14 protein-coding genes are annotated in these 15,038 nt (G+C 65.5%); 8 read left to right on the top strand and 6 right to left on the bottom strand.

Translation table 11 applies throughout. The features are described from left to right. Window positions 1-2: 2 nt before the first annotated feature. From A5906_RS26755 to A5906_RS26745, 3 genes are read right to left on the bottom strand one after another with little or no spacing between them, the layout of a single operon-like run. A complete protein-coding gene (locus A5906_RS26755) occupies window positions 3-1,124 on the bottom strand; it encodes an ABC transporter permease (RefSeq protein WP_080138219.1) in 1,122 nt (373 codons plus the stop codon). Further along, window positions 1,124-2,047, bottom strand: a complete 924-nt coding sequence (locus A5906_RS26750) for an ABC transporter permease (RefSeq protein WP_080138218.1) — start codon at window positions 2,045-2,047, stop codon at window positions 1,124-1,126. The genes A5906_RS26755 and A5906_RS26750 overlap by 1 nt, the downstream gene beginning before the upstream one ends. Beyond that, the gene (locus tag A5906_RS26745) at window positions 2,037-2,870 is read right to left on the bottom strand and encodes an ABC transporter ATP-binding protein (RefSeq protein WP_080138217.1); all 834 of its coding nucleotides are present in this window, start codon (window positions 2,868-2,870) and stop codon (window positions 2,037-2,039) included. Before A5906_RS26745 ends, A5906_RS26750 begins: the two co-directional genes overlap by 11 nt. A gap of 198 nt (window positions 2,871-3,068) precedes the next feature. Here A5906_RS26745 and A5906_RS26740 point away from each other — a divergent pair, with 198 nt between their 5' ends. The 8 genes from A5906_RS26740 to dusA all read left to right on the top strand — a co-directional run bounded on the left by A5906_RS26740 (window position 3,069) and on the right by dusA (window position 12,283). Next, a complete protein-coding gene (locus A5906_RS26740) occupies window positions 3,069-3,947 on the top strand; it encodes an FAD binding domain-containing protein (protein WP_080138216.1) in 879 nt (292 codons plus the stop codon). Further along, window positions 3,937-4,425 carry a (2Fe-2S)-binding protein gene (locus A5906_RS26735; protein ID WP_080138215.1) on the top strand — a complete coding sequence of 163 codons (489 nt, stop codon included), beginning with the start codon at window positions 3,937-3,939 and terminating at the stop codon, window positions 4,423-4,425. Before A5906_RS26740 ends, A5906_RS26735 begins: the two co-directional genes overlap by 11 nt. Continuing rightward, window positions 4,422-6,767, top strand: a complete 2,346-nt coding sequence (locus tag A5906_RS26730) for a xanthine dehydrogenase family protein molybdopterin-binding subunit (RefSeq protein WP_080138214.1) — start codon at window positions 4,422-4,424, stop codon at window positions 6,765-6,767. The genes A5906_RS26735 and A5906_RS26730 overlap by 4 nt, the downstream gene beginning before the upstream one ends. Next, a complete protein-coding gene (gene atzD, locus A5906_RS26725) occupies window positions 6,764-7,876 on the top strand; it encodes a cyanuric acid amidohydrolase (protein ID WP_080138213.1) in 1,113 nt (370 codons plus the stop codon). Before A5906_RS26730 ends, atzD begins: the two co-directional genes overlap by 4 nt. Next, window positions 7,877-9,079, top strand: a complete 1,203-nt coding sequence (locus tag A5906_RS26720; RefSeq protein ID WP_080138212.1) for an FAD-dependent monooxygenase — start codon at window positions 7,877-7,879, stop codon at window positions 9,077-9,079. It begins immediately after the preceding gene. A 12-nt stretch (window positions 9,080-9,091) separates the two neighbouring features. Next, window positions 9,092-9,598, top strand: a complete 507-nt coding sequence (locus A5906_RS26715) for a VOC family protein (RefSeq protein ID WP_080138211.1) — start codon at window positions 9,092-9,094, stop codon at window positions 9,596-9,598. Between the two features lie 3 nt (window positions 9,599-9,601). Further along, a complete protein-coding gene (locus A5906_RS26710; RefSeq protein WP_080138210.1) occupies window positions 9,602-10,984 on the top strand; it encodes an amidase in 1,383 nt (460 codons plus the stop codon). Window positions 10,985-11,287: 303 nt separating this feature from the next. Beyond that, a complete protein-coding gene (gene dusA, locus A5906_RS26705; protein ID WP_080138209.1) occupies window positions 11,288-12,283 on the top strand; it encodes a tRNA dihydrouridine(20/20a) synthase DusA in 996 nt (331 codons plus the stop codon). A gap of 110 nt (window positions 12,284-12,393) precedes the next feature. Here dusA and A5906_RS26700 read toward each other — a convergent pair whose 3' ends face one another. Genes A5906_RS26700 through A5906_RS26690 form a run of 3 tightly spaced genes read right to left on the bottom strand, consistent with a single transcriptional unit; the run spans window position 12,394 to window position 14,820 of the window. Beyond that, window positions 12,394-12,948 carry a TIGR02281 family clan AA aspartic protease gene (locus tag A5906_RS26700; protein ID WP_080138208.1) on the bottom strand — a complete coding sequence of 185 codons (555 nt, stop codon included), beginning with the start codon at window positions 12,946-12,948 and terminating at the stop codon, window positions 12,394-12,396. A gap of 28 nt (window positions 12,949-12,976) precedes the next feature. Beyond that, complete coding sequence (locus A5906_RS26695; RefSeq protein ID WP_080138207.1) at window positions 12,977-13,180, bottom strand: DUF1289 domain-containing protein; 204 nt, start codon at window positions 13,178-13,180, stop codon at window positions 12,977-12,979. 44 nt (window positions 13,181-13,224) lie between these two features. Beyond that, window positions 13,225-14,820 carry a sensor histidine kinase gene (locus A5906_RS26690; RefSeq protein ID WP_080138288.1) on the bottom strand — a complete coding sequence of 532 codons (1,596 nt, stop codon included), beginning with the start codon at window positions 14,818-14,820 and terminating at the stop codon, window positions 13,225-13,227. Window positions 14,821-15,038: the final 218 nt, after the last annotated feature.

The raw sequence follows: 15,038 nt of genomic DNA, 5'->3' as shown, positions 1-15,038 counted from the left end.
ACCTAGGTCCGATAGGACGGATGCCAAAACGTTGTCGCGCGTTCGGCCAGCGTGACAAAGCCGTAGAAAGCCATTCCGGCGAGGGCGGCCAGCGCAATCTCCGCCCAGACCATGTCGATGGCCATGCGGCCCGCCTCGGTGGAGATGCGAAATCCGATACCCTGCGTCGGAGTTCCGAAAAACTCTGCAACGATCGCGCCAATCAGGGCTAGCGTGGCGTTGATCTTCAGCGCGTTGAAGATGAACGGCAGCGCGGCCGGCAGATGCAGCTTGGTCAGCGCCTGGGCGTGGGTGGCGCCGTAGGAGCGCATCAGGTCGCGTTCGATATGGCCGGCCGCGTTCAGCCCGGCGATGGCGTTGACCAGCATCGGGAAGAAGGTCACGAGCACGACCACGGCGGCTTTTGACGGCCAGTCGAAGCCGAACCACATCACCATGATCGGTGCGACGCCGACGAGCGGGAGCGCCGAAAAGAAGTTGCCGAGCGGCAGCAGACCGCGGCCGAGGAAGGCATAGCGGTGTGCCAGGATCGCGAGCAGAAGTCCGGCGCTGCAGCCGATGACGTAGCCCGCCAGCACGCCGCGGACGAAGGTCTGGACGAAGTCGGCACCGAGGGTCGGCAGCGAATGGATGAATTTCGTCGCCGCCGCGCTCGGTGACGGCAGCAGCACGGCCGGCACGCCGAAGCCGCGCACCGCGACTTCCCAGAGATAGAACATGGTGAGACCGAACAGGAGCGGGACCAGCAGATCGACCGCGCGGCGCCGTCTGCCCCGGACTTGATGCGTCCCGGCGAGATTGACCACGCCGAGTGCCGCCGACAGCCAGCACGCCATCGCGATGATCCAGAAGCCTGAGCGTGCCGTCCCCGCCACGGCCGGATCGTTCAGCAGGAGCAGCGACGCAATCGCGGCAAGCGTCGCGCCGGCAAGACCAGGAATCGTCGCCGGCCGATCCGACAGCCAGGCCGCCAGCAGGAGCAACAGGCCGGCTGCGCCGACAATGGACCGGACGACGGGATAAGCCGACAAAGGCGGCGATTGCGGCGCGAGCGGCAGCATGAAGGCGAGCGCCAGCGCGGCGGTTGCGGCGATGAATCCCAGCCTCAGCTTGTGCGGATCCATCAATGCACCCCCATGCGCCGGCCGACGGCGCGTTCGATCAGTCCGATCAGCGCGATCAAGCCGGAGGAGAGGACGGCGGCGGCGACCAGCGCCGACCAGAGTTGCACCGTCTGCCCGTAGTAGGAGCCTGAGAGCAGCCGCGCGCCGATGCCGGCTTCCGCGCCGGTTGGCAATTCCGCGACGATGGCGCCGATTAGCGAGATGGAGACGGCGACCTTGAGGCTCGCGAACAGATAAGGCACCGACGCCGGCCAGCGCAGCTTCCACAGCACCTGGCGCGGCGTCGCCGACCACGTCCGCATCAGTTCGAGCTGGAGGGGATCGGGTGAGGCAAAACCCTTCACCATCCCGATCGTAATGGGAAAGAAGCACAGATAGGCCGAGATGATCGATTTCGGCAGCAGGCCGTGCAGTCCGAGCGCTCCCAGCACCACGATGAAGATCGGCGCGAGCGCCAGCACCGGCACCATCTGCGAGCAGATGATCCAGGGCAATAAGCTCCGCTCCAGCACCCGGCTGTGCAAGATTAGCAGCGCCAGCACGATCCCGAAAAGCGCGCCGAGCACGAAGCCGAGCAAGGTCGCCGACAATGTCACCAGCGAATGGTAGATGAGGCTGCGCGGCGCCAGCGGCGGATAGCCGAACACCGAATCGAGGAACGCTGTGGCGATCTGGTGCGGGGCCGGCAGCAGCGGCCGCTCGGCCTCCATCGTGCCGGCGAGCACGTCGCTTATGGTATAGGGCGTCTCTTCGCGCTCGAAGCCGTCGCGGACCAGCGACCAGTTCATGGCAACGGCCGCGACGTACCAGATCGCGACCAGCGCCAGCACCATGGTGAGGACCGGCGCGCAACGCGTAGCCAGGGGGTGATCCCGAAGCGCGCGCGCGGGACGCAAGGGCAAAGCGAGCGCGCTACTCGTCATAGGAATGCCCCGCGCGCAGGCCGTTGCGGACGCGCTGCGCCACCTTCAGGAATTCCGGCGTCTCGCGGACTTCCAGCGACCGGTCGGCCGGGAAATGGCAGTCGATGACATCGATGATGCGGCCCGGCCGCGGCGACATCACCACGATCCTGGTCGACAGGAAGACGGCTTCCGGAATCGAATGGGTCACGAACAGCACGGTCTTGCCGGTCGATTTCCACAGCTGGAGCAGCTGCTCGTTGAGGTGATCGCGGACGATCTCGTCGAGCGCGCCGAACGGCTCGTCCATCAGCAGCAGCGCGGGATCGAAGGACAGTGCGCGCGCGATCGAGACCCGCTGCTGCATCCCGCCGGAGAGTTGCCAGGGAAACTTGCGATCGAAACCGGTGAGGTTGACCATCGACAGATAGTGCTCGACCCGCTGCTGCTGCTCGATCTCGGAATAGCCCATGATCTCCAGCGGCAGCTTCAGGTTCTTCTCGATGGTCCGCCAGGGAAACAGGGCCGGCGCCTGGAAAACATAGCCATAGTTGCGGGCAAGCCGCGCCGCTTCCGCGCTCATGCCGTTTACCGTGAGTGTGCCGCTGGAGGGCTGCTGCAAATCGGCGATCACCCGCAGCATCGTGGTCTTACCGCAACCGGACGGTCCGATGAAGGAGACGAACTCGCCCTCAGCGACTTGCAGATTGACGTCGGAGAGCGCCTCGACCCGGCCGTCGGCCGTGTCGAAGGTCAGCGAGATGTTTTGTGCGTCGACGACGAGCCGCCTTGGGGCGTGGTCCGCGACCGGTTCGTCGAATGTGGAATGACTTGGCTTTGGCATGGCGATGCGAAATATTGTCGCAAAAGCGGATTGTCGTGGCGCGCCCAATGTTTGCGCAGGCGGAGCGCATAATAAGCAGGTTTTTGTCTGATTTCGACGCAATTGACGCGCGCGTGGCTTTTGACTTGCCTCGTTCACAGCAGATAGTTTCGTGTTCGCTTTCGCAACAAGCGCGCGAGCCCTCGATATGCGAGCCATATGAAGCCTGCTTCATTCAAATACGTCGCCGCGTCGTCGCTCGACCATGCGCTTGCGCTGAAGGCCGAACATGGCGACGAAGCGCGCTTCCTCGCGGGTGGCCAAAGCCTTATCCCGGCGATGAATTTTCGCCTGGCGCGGCCTTCGGTGCTGGTTGACATCAATGCGCTCACCGGGCTTGCCGGCATCGATCACTCGGAGACGGGGCAGGTCAGGGTAGGGGCCCTGACCCGGTATCGGGCGCTCGAGCGGGATCGCGATTTTCTAACGAGCTGCCCGCTGTTCGCCGATGCGTTGCCGCATATCGCGCATCCGCAGATCCGTAACCGTGGCACCATCGGCGGCAATCTCTCCCACGCCGATCCGGCCTCGGAACTGCCGGCGCTCGCCGTCGCCATGCAGGCGGACATGCGGATCAGGTCGGCGGCAGGGGGGCGAACAGTCGCGGCATCCGACTTCTTCGCCGGCCTGCTCACCACCGACCTCGCAAGCGATGAGATGTTGGTCGATATCACCTTTCCGGTCTTGGCCCCACGCAGCGGCGCCTGTTTCATGGAGATCGCCCGCCGCCGCGGCGATTTTGCCATCGCCGGCGCTGCGGCCATCGTGACGTTGGACGAGGAGCGCCGCTGCACGAGCGTCCGGCTCGCGCTCTGCGGCGTCGGCGAGACGCCGGTTGATGCCAGCGCCGCCACCTCGCTCATGATTGGCAGCCGCGTGACGGGCGAGGCAATCGACGCAGTCGCGGCGGGCGTGCGGGAGCTCATTGCGCCGTCCGGCAACGTTCACGCCAGCCCGGACTACCAGCGGCATGTGGCTGGCGTGCTCGTCCAGCGCGCTATCCGCACCGCTCATCAACGGATTAGCCATGCAGCCTGACCACCACGAAATTGAGCTCACGGTGAATGGCACCCATTATCGGCGCACCGTCGAATCGCGCCTGTTGCTGTGCGATTTCCTGCGTCATGAGCTGGGGCTCGCCGGCACCCATGTCGGCTGCGAGCACGGCGTGTGCGGGGCCTGCACCATCCTTCTCGACGGCGATCCGGTTCGTTCCTGCCTGATGCTCGCGGTGCAGGCCAATGGCCACACGCTCGCGACGGTCGAGGGGCTGGCGCCTGCGGGCGGGGAGCTGCATCCGTTGCAGCAGGCAATGCACGCGCATCATGGCCTGCAATGCGGCTATTGCACGCCCGGGATCCTGATGACCATGACGGCCTATCTGACCGAGCATCCGTCGCCGTCGGAGGACGAGGTGCGCGAGGCGCTGTCCGGCAATCTCTGCCGCTGCACCGGCTATCAGAACATCGTCGATGCGATGATGGATGCGGCTGCGCGGATGCGGGAGGCGCCATGAGCACCCGCTTCTTCGGCGCGCCGGTTAAACGCAATGAGGACCGGAAGCTCCTGACCGGACAGGCTCTCTTCGTCGACGACGTCGAGCTGCCGGGCCTGCTGCATGTCGCATTCCTGCGCAGCCAGGTCGCGCATGCCCGCCTGAAGCATATCGACATATCGCGCGCGCGGAAGCGGCCGGGTGTCGTCGCGGTCTATATTGCCGAGGACTATGGCGCCTATTGGCAGCCCGGTCCGCTTCTGGTGCAGCCGCCGCCGATTCCCGGAAGCACCTTCAACCCGCGAACCCAGGTGCCGCTCGCCAGGGACAAGGTGCGTTATGTCGGCGAGCCGCTGGCCGTCGTCGTCGCGGAAAGCCGCTACCTCGCCGAGGATGCGCTCGATGATATCGATGTGGAGCTCGAGCCGTTACCCGCGGTCGTCGACATGGAGGAGGCGCTGACAACCGCATCGGCGCGGGTCCATGACGATCTCGGCTCGAATGTCGCGGCCCATGTCCACCAGGTCAAAGGCGACTATCGCAAGGCCGCCGCGAACGCACAGATCATCCTCAAGCGCCGCTTTCGCTACGAGCACGGCATCTCCTCGCCGATCGAGACCCGCGGCGTGGTCGCGCATTGGAATGAGCGCGGCCAGCAGATGACGATCTGGGACACGACCCAGGCGCCGGTCTTCATCCGCAACGGCCTCGCCGCCATGCTCGGCCTCGGCGAACGGCAGGTGCGCGTCATCGCGCCCTTCGTCGGCGGCGGCTTCGGACCGAAGATCATGATGTTCTATCCGGAAGAGGTGGCGCTGCCCTGGATCTCCATGCGGCTCAACCGTCCGGTCAAATGGATCGAGGACAGGCTCGAGCATTTCGTTGCGACCACGCACGAGCGCGGCCAGATTCACGACGCCGAAATCGCAGTCGCAGCCGACGGCCGCATCCTCGGGGTCAAGGACGTCTTCCTGCACGACACCGGCGCCTACAATCCCTATGGGCTGACGGTGCCGATCAACAGTCAGTGCACTTTGCTCGGCCCCTACGTGATCCCGGCCTATGACAGCACGTTCACGGCCGTGTTCACGAACCTGCCGATCGTCACGCCCTATCGCGGTGCCGGCAGACAGCACGGGGTTTTCGTGATCGAGCGGCTGCTCGATCTCGCCGCGCGGGAGCTTAACATTGATCGTGCCGAGATCCGGCGGCGTAACCTGATTCCGCAGGACGCCTTTCCGTACAATAACGAGATCATCTTCCAGGACTTTGCCCCGCTCAGCTACGACAGCGGCAATTACGAGCCGGTGCTTGCCAAGGCGCTCGACGCGATCGGATATCAGCGCTTCCTGACGGAGGAGCAGCCGAAGGTTCGCGAGGAAGGGCGCTGCGTCGGTATCGGGATCGCCTGCTACGTCGAGGGGACCGGGATCGGCCCCTATGAGGGCGCCAAGGTGCAGGTGCAGGCCAACGGCAAGGTGAACGTGGCGACCGGCATCGGCACACAGGGGCAGGGGCATTTCACGAGCTTCGCGCAGATCGTCGCCGACCACCTCGGCGTCGATCCGGCCGACGTCGATATCGTCACCGGTGATACCGACCAGTTCTACTGGGGTGCCGGCACCTTTGCGAGCCGCGGCGCCGTGGTGGCAGGCAACGCCGTCAGCGAGGCATCGGCTGCCGTCCGGCGGAAGGCCCTGAAGCTCGCGTCCGACGCCTTCGAATGTGCCGAGGAGGACCTCGTTCTCGCCGACGGCAAGGTGTCGATCGCGGGGATTCCGGGAAAGTTCATCCGCCTCGGCGAACTCGCGCAGCGCGCCAATCCGATGCGCGGCGCGGTGAAGCCGGGCACCGAACCGGGGCTCGAATCCACGCAATATTTCGGCCCGCCTTCCGGCGCGACCGCCAACGGCGTTCATGCTGCGATCGTGGAGATCGATCCGCTGACCTTCGAGCTGAAGGTGCTCAAATATGTCGTGGTCCACGATTGCGGCACGGTGATCAATCCGATGATCCTCGAAGGCCAGATCCACGGCGGCGTGGCCCAGGGCATCGGCAACGCCTTCTTCGAGAAGCTTGCCTTCGACGATCAGGGGCAGCTTCTCAACGCCTCGCTCGCCGACTATCTCCTGCCGACCGCGCTCGACGTGCCGCGCATGGAGCTTGACCATACGGTGACGCCGTCGCCGCTCAACCCGCTTGGCATCAAGGGCGCGGGCGAGGCGGGAGCCATTCCGGTGGGGGCGGTGTTCGCGCAGGCGATCGAGGATGCGCTCCAGCTGACCTCGCGCAAGGTCGAGCTGCTCGAGATTCCGCTGAGTCCGAGCCGGCTGTTCGAGCTGACACGACAGGAGGTCCCATGAGGACAGCCCGCGTCTTCCGATTGTCGATGGCCCATCCCGGCGACCTCTCAGAGCTCGAGGATCTGATCGAGCGCGGCACGATCAAGGCGGCCGACGTCGCGGCCATCATTGGCAAGACGGAGGGCAATGGCGGCGTCAACGATTTTACCCGCGGTTACTTCACCCAGACGCTGATGGCGCTGCTGTCGAAACACCTCGGAAGACCGGCTACCGAGCTGATCCGCGAGATTCCCTGCGTGCTGTCTGGCGGCACCGAGGGGGTGATGAGCCCGCATTACAGCGTCTTCTGTGTGAGCGAGGGGGCCGCAAAGCGCCATCCGTCAGCGCTTGCGATCGGAACCGCCTTCAGCGCGCCGGTGCCGGCCGAAGAGGTTGGCCGGCCCGCCCATGTCGAAAGCGTGGCCGCAACAGTGCGCGCCGCCATTCTCGACGCCGGAATCGAGCGGCCCGAGGACGTGCATTTCGTGCAGGTGAAATGCCCCTGCGTGACGGTGGCGCGGGCGGCCGCGGCGATCGCCGCCGGCAAGACGCCACTCACCAACGATCCCAACAAGTCGATGGCCTTCGCGCGCGCCGCCGGGGCCTTTGGCGTTGCGATGGGGCTGTCCGAGATCGGGCCGGATGACTTCACGGATGCGTCGCTGCTGGCCGATTTCTCGATCCAGTCGCCGCGTGCCAGCATTTCCTCGGGCGTCGAGGTCGAAAGCAACGAGGTTGTGGTGCTCGGCAACAGTCCGGGATGGGCGGGCGATCTGCGCATCGCGCACCGGCCGATGGCGGATGCCCTCGATATCGGTGCAGTAGTCGACGTGCTCGCTGATCTCAGCATCGCGGCCAGTCCGCAGGTTTCCGCCGCGGATGCCGGGCGCATCGCCTCGGTCCTGGTCAAATGCGAGCCGGACCGGCGCGGCCGGATCCGCGGTCATCGCCACACCATGCTCGACGACACCGACATCAACGCGCAGCGCCATATCCGCGGCGCGGTTGCCGGCCTCGTGGCTGGCGTGATTGGCGATGGACGCATTTTCGTGTCGGGCGGCGCCGAGCACCAGGGGCCGGATGGCGGCGGCCTGATCGCCGTGATCGCGTCGCAGGAGGAGGCGGGCTAGATGCGGATTGTCATCATCGGTGCCGGTGTTGCGGGATGCGTGATGGCGCGGCGGCTCTCAGCTCTCGAAGGCGTCGAAGTCACCTGTCTCGAGCGCGTTAGCCGTGACGACCATTCCGAGGCCGGCACCGGGCTCAATGTCGGACCGAACGCAGTGAAGGCGCTTCAAGCGGTCGATCCGGAACTTGCCGCGCGGATCACGGCCGCGAGCTTCGTCTGGACGAATTGGCGGATCTCGCTCACCGACGGCACCGTGCTGTTCGACCTGCCGCTCAAGGACGTTGCCGAAGGTCCCGGCTGGCGCATTCGCTGGTCGGAGCTCTATCGCGTGCTGCGCGAGGCGGCCGGCGCGAGCGTCGCCTATGGCTGCGAGATCACGCAAATCGCGCGCGACGCCGCCGATCCGCGCAAGACAAACGTCGCCTGGCGTCAGGACGGCCGCGAGCATGGGCTTGACGGCATCGATCTCCTGATTGCCGCGGACGGCCGGTACTCCGATGTGCGGCGGACCATCTCCGGCGAAGTGCCGGTGCGCCTCACGGGCGTCGCGATCTCGCGGCTGCTGGTGCCGGACACCTCGCGCGGCCTGATCGACGACTATGAGCAATGGTTCAACGGGCCGAACCGGCTGCTGGCGTTCCGCGTGCCGCCGGACCACGTCTATCTGGCCGGCACGTTCCCGATCGAGTCTGAGATTCCCGAAGCCCGCAAGGCGCCCGATGCGCTGCGCGCCGCCTATACGCCGGCTCAGGCGCCGCCGAGCGACCAGGCGCGCTGGCTGATCGACCAGCTCTGCAATGGCGTCACTGATACGCATTGGGCGCGGATGCAGGAGCATGATTTGCTCTACCGCGCCGCCGACTGCAACGTGCTCTATCTTGGCGACGCCGCGCATGGCATGGTGCCGACGCTCGGCCAGGGCGCGACCCAGGCGATCGAGGATGCCGCCTGCGCGGCGGCGCTGATCGCGCAACGCCATCAGGCCGGCGCACGCGATGTCGCGCGGTGGCTTGCGGAGATCGAGGCGCTGCGGTCTGATCGTATGCGCTTCGTGATGGAGTTTTCTCTGGCCGCGAGCGACACGATTCTCGCCGGCGGAGATCCCGTCGCGGGTACGCGCAAGAAGAGCGACGAACCGTTTCGCAACAATCTGAAGGCGCTGTATCGTCAAATCGGCCTGCCGATCGACGGCGGCCAAGCGTGAGGAGATATTGAGATGACCGATCTGCCGCTCGCGACCGTCCATGGTCTCTATCACATTGCGATCAAGACCGATGATCTCGCTTCGACCCGGAAGTTCTGGACCGGGATCATCGGGCTGCGCGAATTTCCCCGGCCCGATTTCGGCTATCCCGGTGCCTGGCTCGGCTGCACCCAGCCGGGCGGACTCGCCATCATCCATGTCTATGCCGGCGGTCCCGCACTTGGCCCCGAGGGCAAGGCCCCGGCAGGCACGGCGGCAATCGATCACGTCTCGCTGTCCTGTTCGGGCTATCGCTCCTATGTGGCGCGCTTCAAGGCGGCCGGGCTCGACTGGCGCGAGTTCATCGTGCCCGGCACTTCGCTGTGGCAGCTCTTCGTCTATGACCCCTCCGGCGTGCAGCTCGAACTGACCTTCGAATCCTTCGGCGAAGGCGACGAGAAGCCGGACATGTCGCCGGGCCGCAAATATGTCGCGGGCGCAAGCTTCTTCGACAAGGCGACCTATCCGAAGCTCGCCTGACGCATGGCCGCCTCTTGTCCGCTCTGGGCGCTATCGGCGAGTGAGCTTGCCGCGGCGTACGCCGATGCGCTGTCGCCGCGCGCGGTTTGCGAGGCCACGCTTGCGCATGTCGCCGAGGTCAACCCGCAGCTCAATGCCATCGTGACATTGGATGAGGCCGGCGCCTTGGCCGCGGCGGACGCAAGCGCCCGGCGCTGGCGGGAGGGACGCCCCGCAAGTCCACTCGATGGCATGCCGGTCACGATCAAGGACAACATTCTGGTCGCGGGCCTGCGTGCGACCTGGGGCTCAAAACTCTATCGCGATTATGTGCCTGATGAGGACGAGCTGCCGGTGCGTCGGCTGCGCGAAGCCGGCGCGGTGATCCTCGGCAAAACCAATGTCCCCGAATTCACCGTGCACGGCTATACCGACAACGCGCTGGTCGGTACAACCCGAAACCCCTGGAATCCTCTGCTGACTCCAGGCGGGTCGAGCGGCGGCGCCGTGGCTGCCGTCGCATCCGGCATGGGGCCGCTCGCGCTTTGTACAGATGGCGGCGGTTCGATCCGGCGGCCTGCGGCGCATACGGGACTGATTGGCTTCAAGCCCTCGCGCGACATGGTTCCGCGCGGCAAGGGTTTTCCAGCGATCCTGCATGACTTCGAGGTCGTCGGCCCGATCGCGCGCTGTGTCGACGATATCATTCGCAGTATGGATGTGGTTGGCGGCCCGAAATGGAGGGCGACGGCCGATGAGCCTGGGCCGCCGCGGCTGCGCATCGCCTATGCACCGAGCTTTGGCGACGCGCCGGTCGATCCCGTCATTCGCGATGTGATCGAGCGGACGATCGCCCAAGCGCGCACGCTGGGTCTCGACATCGAGACGCTGTCGTCGTTCACTCTGGCCGATCCACTGGCCGAGATTTGGCCGGTCATCAGCCAGACCGGCGTTGCTTGGCTTCTGAACCAGCACCGCGATTGGAAAGACAAGGTTGCGCCGGCCATTGCGGAGATGGCCGCGGCAGGCAGCAAGTACAGTGCGCGCGACTATCTCGGAGCGCTGGATGGAATTGCCGCCTTGCAGCGGTCGTTCGAAGCGCTTTTCACGCAGTACGATTTTCTGCTGACGCCGGCCGCCGCGGCCATGCCTTGGCCCGCCGGCGAGCCCCATCCCAGCATGATCGACGGCCGTCCGGTCGGCCCGCGCGGCCATGCCGTGTTCACGCCGATCGCAAATGCGCTTGGGCTACCGGCGGTGTCTTTGCCCTGTATCGTCGTCGACGGCGCACTTCCGGTTGGGCTGCAGGCCATTGCGGCAAGGGACCGCGACAGGACATTGCTCAGCTTCGCTCGCGAGCAACAAGGCAGGCTGTTCGCGCATCGCTGGCCAGAAGCGTTTCGCTAGTTTGGGCATATGGATTGCCGGGTGGCTCCGCGGACGCGCGGTGCGGGTCTACGATTGTGAAGGTTTGTACAATCCAAGCCAGCCCGTCACAATCAGTTGAGGTGTTGGACCTTGCGTGCCGAGAATGGACCCAGATCGACCCTTTTTACCGGACTCGTGATGGGCGTGGCCCTCTTGGAGATGATACGGATTCATACCACTTGAACGCGCCGCGCGTTCGGGCCAAGGATGGGCGCGCGCCGGCTCAAAACGGTCGCCACGAAGGGAACGCTTGATCCCACCGCGTGAAAAGAAGTTAAGGATTTGAAAGCACAAGATTACCGATTTTCCGTGGCGCCCATGATGGATTGGACCGACCGGCATTGCCGGGTGTTCCACCGTCATCTCACCCGGCGGGCGCTGCTCTACACGGAAATGCTGACGACTGGCGCCGTGATCCATGGCGACCGGGAGCGGCTGCTTGGGTTCGATCCGATCGAGCACCCCGTCGCGCTTCAGCTCGGCGGCTCGGATCCGCGTGAACTCGCGCTGGCCGCGCGGATCGGCGAGGAGTTCGGCTATGACGAAATCAATCTCAATGTCGGCTGTCCGTCCGACCGCGTGAAGGATGGCCGCTTCGGCGCCTGCCTGATGGCGGAACCTGAACTCGTGGCGCGATGCGTCGATGCGATGAAGCGCGCGGTTGCCGTGCCCGTCACGGTGAAATGCCGTATCGGCATCGATGATCAGGATCCTGAAGCGGCGCTCGATACGCTCGCGCGCGCCGTGGTTGCATCCGGCTGCGACGCGCTGATCGTGCACGCCCGAAAAGCCTGGCTCAATGGATTGTCGCCGAAGGAAAACCGCGACATCCCGCCGCTTGACTACGATCGCGTCTATCGTCTCAAGCGCGCGATGCCGGAGGTGCCTATCATCATCAATGGCGGCGTCCCTGATATCGACGCGGCGAAGGCGCATCTTGCGCATGTCGACGGCGTGATGCTCGGCCGCGCCGCCTATCAGGAGCCCTGGCGGCTGCTCGCGGTCGATGACGAAATTTTCGGCGCGCCGGCGCCGCACGCGACTATGCAGGACGCGCTCGCAGCGATGATGCCCTACATCGAGGGGCAACTCGCGCGCGGCACACGGCTGCACGCCATCACGCGGCATTTCGTCGGCGCCTTCCACGCCGTTCCCGGCGCACGTGCGTTCCGCCGGCATCTCGCCGAGCAGGGCGTAAAGCAGGGCGCAGGTCTCGACGTGCTGCGTGATGCGATCGCGCGCGTCGGTGCGCGCGGGCCAGCGGAGGCCGCTGCTTAGCCGCCCCCATTATGAAGAAAGAGCCGGATCGCAGGATCCCGCCCCTATGTCCGTTCGCAATCAGCGGAACAGGCAGCGGGTTGCCTGAGATCGTGGTTGAGATGGAAGGACTAGTCGATCGCTGTACGCGGGCGGCGATGGCTGCTCTGCAGCTCGGGATAGCCCGTGAGCATCAGCTTGTCGGCGCGCACGCCCCAGCTCTCCAGGCGGTCGAGGAAGCTCATGCCGAGCAGATTGGTCTTCATCTGGCCGCGCTGCACGACCAGGGCCGGCACTGATTTCTCGACGAGATGGCCGACGGCGAGACGATCGAGCGTGAGCCGTGCCGCCTTGGTGTGGCCGCCTGCGGTCTCCAGGTCGACGTCGTATTCGAGCATCTCGAGCGGCAGCCCGATCGCTTTCGCCGTTTCCCAGGTCAGCACCACCGAGGTCGCGCCGGTGTCGATCACCATCGGCGCGGCGACGCCGTTGATCTTCGCGCGCAGCGCGAATTCGCCCCCCTGGCCGCGCGGGATCTGGACGGCGGGGGCCGGGGTGGTGGTCTGTCCGCGGAAGATGTGCGTGACCTTGTGGCTGGCGCGCGCGATCTGGTCGGGGTCGCCATAGGCGACGACGGCGCCCGCCGTGCCGGCGAGCATGACAAGGACGAGGAGGAAGCGGATCATTGCGCACCTCCGCAACCGCGCAGGCCGGTCAGGCGCGTTTCGGCGATCCGGCGATCGGCTGCAGACCGGCGTCCGCCATGCGCGCCGGCAACAGCGCCATGACCGAGAGCCGTTCCGCGCTTTCCATGGCGTGCCAGCGCGCGATCTCCGGCAAGGTGCGGCCGCAGCCGAAACACAGCTTGGTCTTGGGATCGATCATGCAGACGGCGACGCACGGCGTTTCTTTGCTCATTCGGACATAGTGAAGGATTGTCGGGCATGTCTGCAAGCATCTGGTTAAGAGCCCGTGCCGGCGCTCATGATCGGCTTGTGACGCGGACGGCGTTTCTCGTCGACAACAATGGACTCTTCCGGCTGGAGCGGCGGAGAATCGTCCGATAGCGGCGCCAGCGCGCTCATCACCCGCTCCGGCGGGAAGGTGACGATCACCTCGGTGCCGATGCGCAGCTTCGATTTCAGCGTGAAAGTGCCGCCATGCAGGTCGATCAGGTTCTTGGCGATCGGCAGGCCGAGGCCGGCGCCCTGTTCGGCCGACTTGATCGAGTTGGAGCCCTGACCGAAGGATGCAAGCACGACGGGGATCTCGTCCTCGGGGATGCCGGAGCCGGTATCCTTCACCGAGAGATATTGTCCGCCCGACGCGGTCCAGCCGGCCTTGAGCCAGATCTCGCCGCCCTGCGGGGTGAATTTGATCGAGTTGGAGAGCAGGTTGAGCACGACCTGGCGGATCGCGCGCTCGTCGGCCCATAGCCGCGGCATGGCCTGCTCGAACACCTCGTGGATGGTGATGCCGCGGCTGGAGGCACGCAGCTTCATCAAATGATGGCAGTCGGCGACGATGCCGACCAGCGACACCGCTTCCTCATTGAGCTCGTAGCGGCCGGCCTCGATCCGCGACAGGTCGAGGATCTCGTTGATGAGGTTGAGCAGGTGCACGCCGGAATTATGGATGTCCGCCGAGTATTCCTTGTAGACCGGCACCGCATGCGCGCCAAAGATCTCGCTCTTCATCACCTCGGAGAAGCCGAGGATGGCGTTCAGCGGCGTGCGCAACTCGTGGCTCATCTGCGCGAGGAAACGCGACTTGGCGACGTTGGCGGATTCGGCGCGGTGGCGCGCTTCGTCCGAGATTGCTTTCGCCTGTTCGAGCTCGCCGATCAGCGCGTCCTTCTCGGCGCGCGCCTCAAGCGTCGCAAAGGTCGAGGAGTGCAGGCGATGCGCCAGCAGCACGAAATAGCCTTCGGCCGCGATCGCGAGCGCGGCCAGGATGTAATTGTCCAGCGAGCCGGTCATCACGAAGCTAAGCGCCATCGCGACCGCGACTGGCGCGGTGGCGGCAAGGGCGGCGATCGGCAAGTTCGCGGCCAGCATGCTCGATACTGCGATCACCAGCAGCATCAGGAACATCATCAGCGTTTCCGTGACCATGTCGAGCACCGGATGGATCAGGATCGCCATCCAGCACAGGCCATAGAGCAGGTCGAGCACGACGAAGCGGGTCCGCCAGGCGCGCGTCGCCGCGGGCGAGGTGGGCTCGACCAGGAAACGCCGGCAACTGCGGACCATCGCGCCATGGATGCAGAGCATGCCGGCGGTCCAGAGCGCGGCCGGGATCGGCTGCATCCACAGCCCGAACAGCACACCGGTGGCGACGACCAGCAGCATCACGACGTAGGAGGCGGACAACCGCGTCTGCGCATATTGGCGCAGCATCTCCGCGTCGAAGGCCGGCCGGGTTCCGCTGGTCGACGTTAACTTATCGCGTGCCTCGCGCACCCGCTGCGCCGCAGCCCTTCGGCTGCTCGCCGATGGAGCGCTCACCGGCTCGGCCGGAAGCTGCACTACCTCAGGCTTTTCAGCGGGGTTACTCATCGAACAACACGATTCCTGCCCGCGCCGGGCGCGGGCCTTCTGCATTGTCTATCTCTGGCAAGAAATCCTTAAGAGGTGACTTAAGGAGCTAAAGAATTACGTTAACCTGGCGTTAATTTTGGGCCGGCCCGCGCCGTCAGTGCAGTGCGGCGTGCTGGGCGACGTAGACCGCAGCTCCCGCCAGATAGCCCGCCAGCGCGGGAGGCGCGATGCGGCGG

Source organism: Bradyrhizobium sacchari (assembly GCF_002068095.1).
In the GTDB taxonomy this organism is placed as follows: Bacteria; Pseudomonadota; Alphaproteobacteria; order Rhizobiales; family Xanthobacteraceae; genus Bradyrhizobium; species Bradyrhizobium sacchari.
The sequence above is the reverse complement of the archived record's forward strand: the minus strand, read 5'-3'. Positions and strand labels throughout refer to the sequence as shown.

What these genes read in the sequence shown, in the direction of transcription:
- A5906_RS26715 (WP_080138211.1), top strand. Translation starts at nt 9,092, where the DNA reads ATGACCGATCTGCCGCTCGCGACCGTCCATGGTCTCTATCACATTGCG.
- A5906_RS26700 (WP_080138208.1), bottom strand. Translation starts at nt 12,948, where the DNA reads ATGATCCGCTTCCTCCTCGTCCTTGTCATGCTCGCCGGCACGGCGGGC.
- A5906_RS26735 (WP_080138215.1), top strand. Translation starts at nt 3,937, where the DNA reads ATGCAGCCTGACCACCACGAAATTGAGCTCACGGTGAATGGCACCCAT.
- A5906_RS26740 (WP_080138216.1), top strand. Translation starts at nt 3,069, where the DNA reads ATGAAGCCTGCTTCATTCAAATACGTCGCCGCGTCGTCGCTCGACCAT.
- A5906_RS26695 (WP_080138207.1), bottom strand. Translation starts at nt 13,180, where the DNA reads ATGAGCAAAGAAACGCCGTGCGTCGCCGTCTGCATGATCGATCCCAAG.
- A5906_RS26720 (WP_080138212.1), top strand. Translation starts at nt 7,877, where the DNA reads ATGCGGATTGTCATCATCGGTGCCGGTGTTGCGGGATGCGTGATGGCG.
- atzD (WP_080138213.1), top strand. Translation starts at nt 6,764, where the DNA reads ATGAGGACAGCCCGCGTCTTCCGATTGTCGATGGCCCATCCCGGCGAC.
- A5906_RS26755 (WP_080138219.1), bottom strand. Translation starts at nt 1,124, where the DNA reads ATGGATCCGCACAAGCTGAGGCTGGGATTCATCGCCGCAACCGCCGCG.
- A5906_RS26690 (WP_080138288.1), bottom strand. Translation starts at nt 14,820, where the DNA reads ATGAGTAACCCCGCTGAAAAGCCTGAGGTAGTGCAGCTTCCGGCCGAG.
- A5906_RS26745 (WP_080138217.1), bottom strand. Translation starts at nt 2,870, where the DNA reads ATGCCAAAGCCAAGTCATTCCACATTCGACGAACCGGTCGCGGACCAC.
- A5906_RS26730 (WP_080138214.1), top strand. Translation starts at nt 4,422, where the DNA reads ATGAGCACCCGCTTCTTCGGCGCGCCGGTTAAACGCAATGAGGACCGG.
- A5906_RS26750 (WP_080138218.1), bottom strand. Translation starts at nt 2,047, where the DNA reads ATGACGAGTAGCGCGCTCGCTTTGCCCTTGCGTCCCGCGCGCGCGCTT.
- A5906_RS26710 (WP_080138210.1), top strand. Translation starts at nt 9,602, where the DNA reads ATGGCCGCCTCTTGTCCGCTCTGGGCGCTATCGGCGAGTGAGCTTGCC.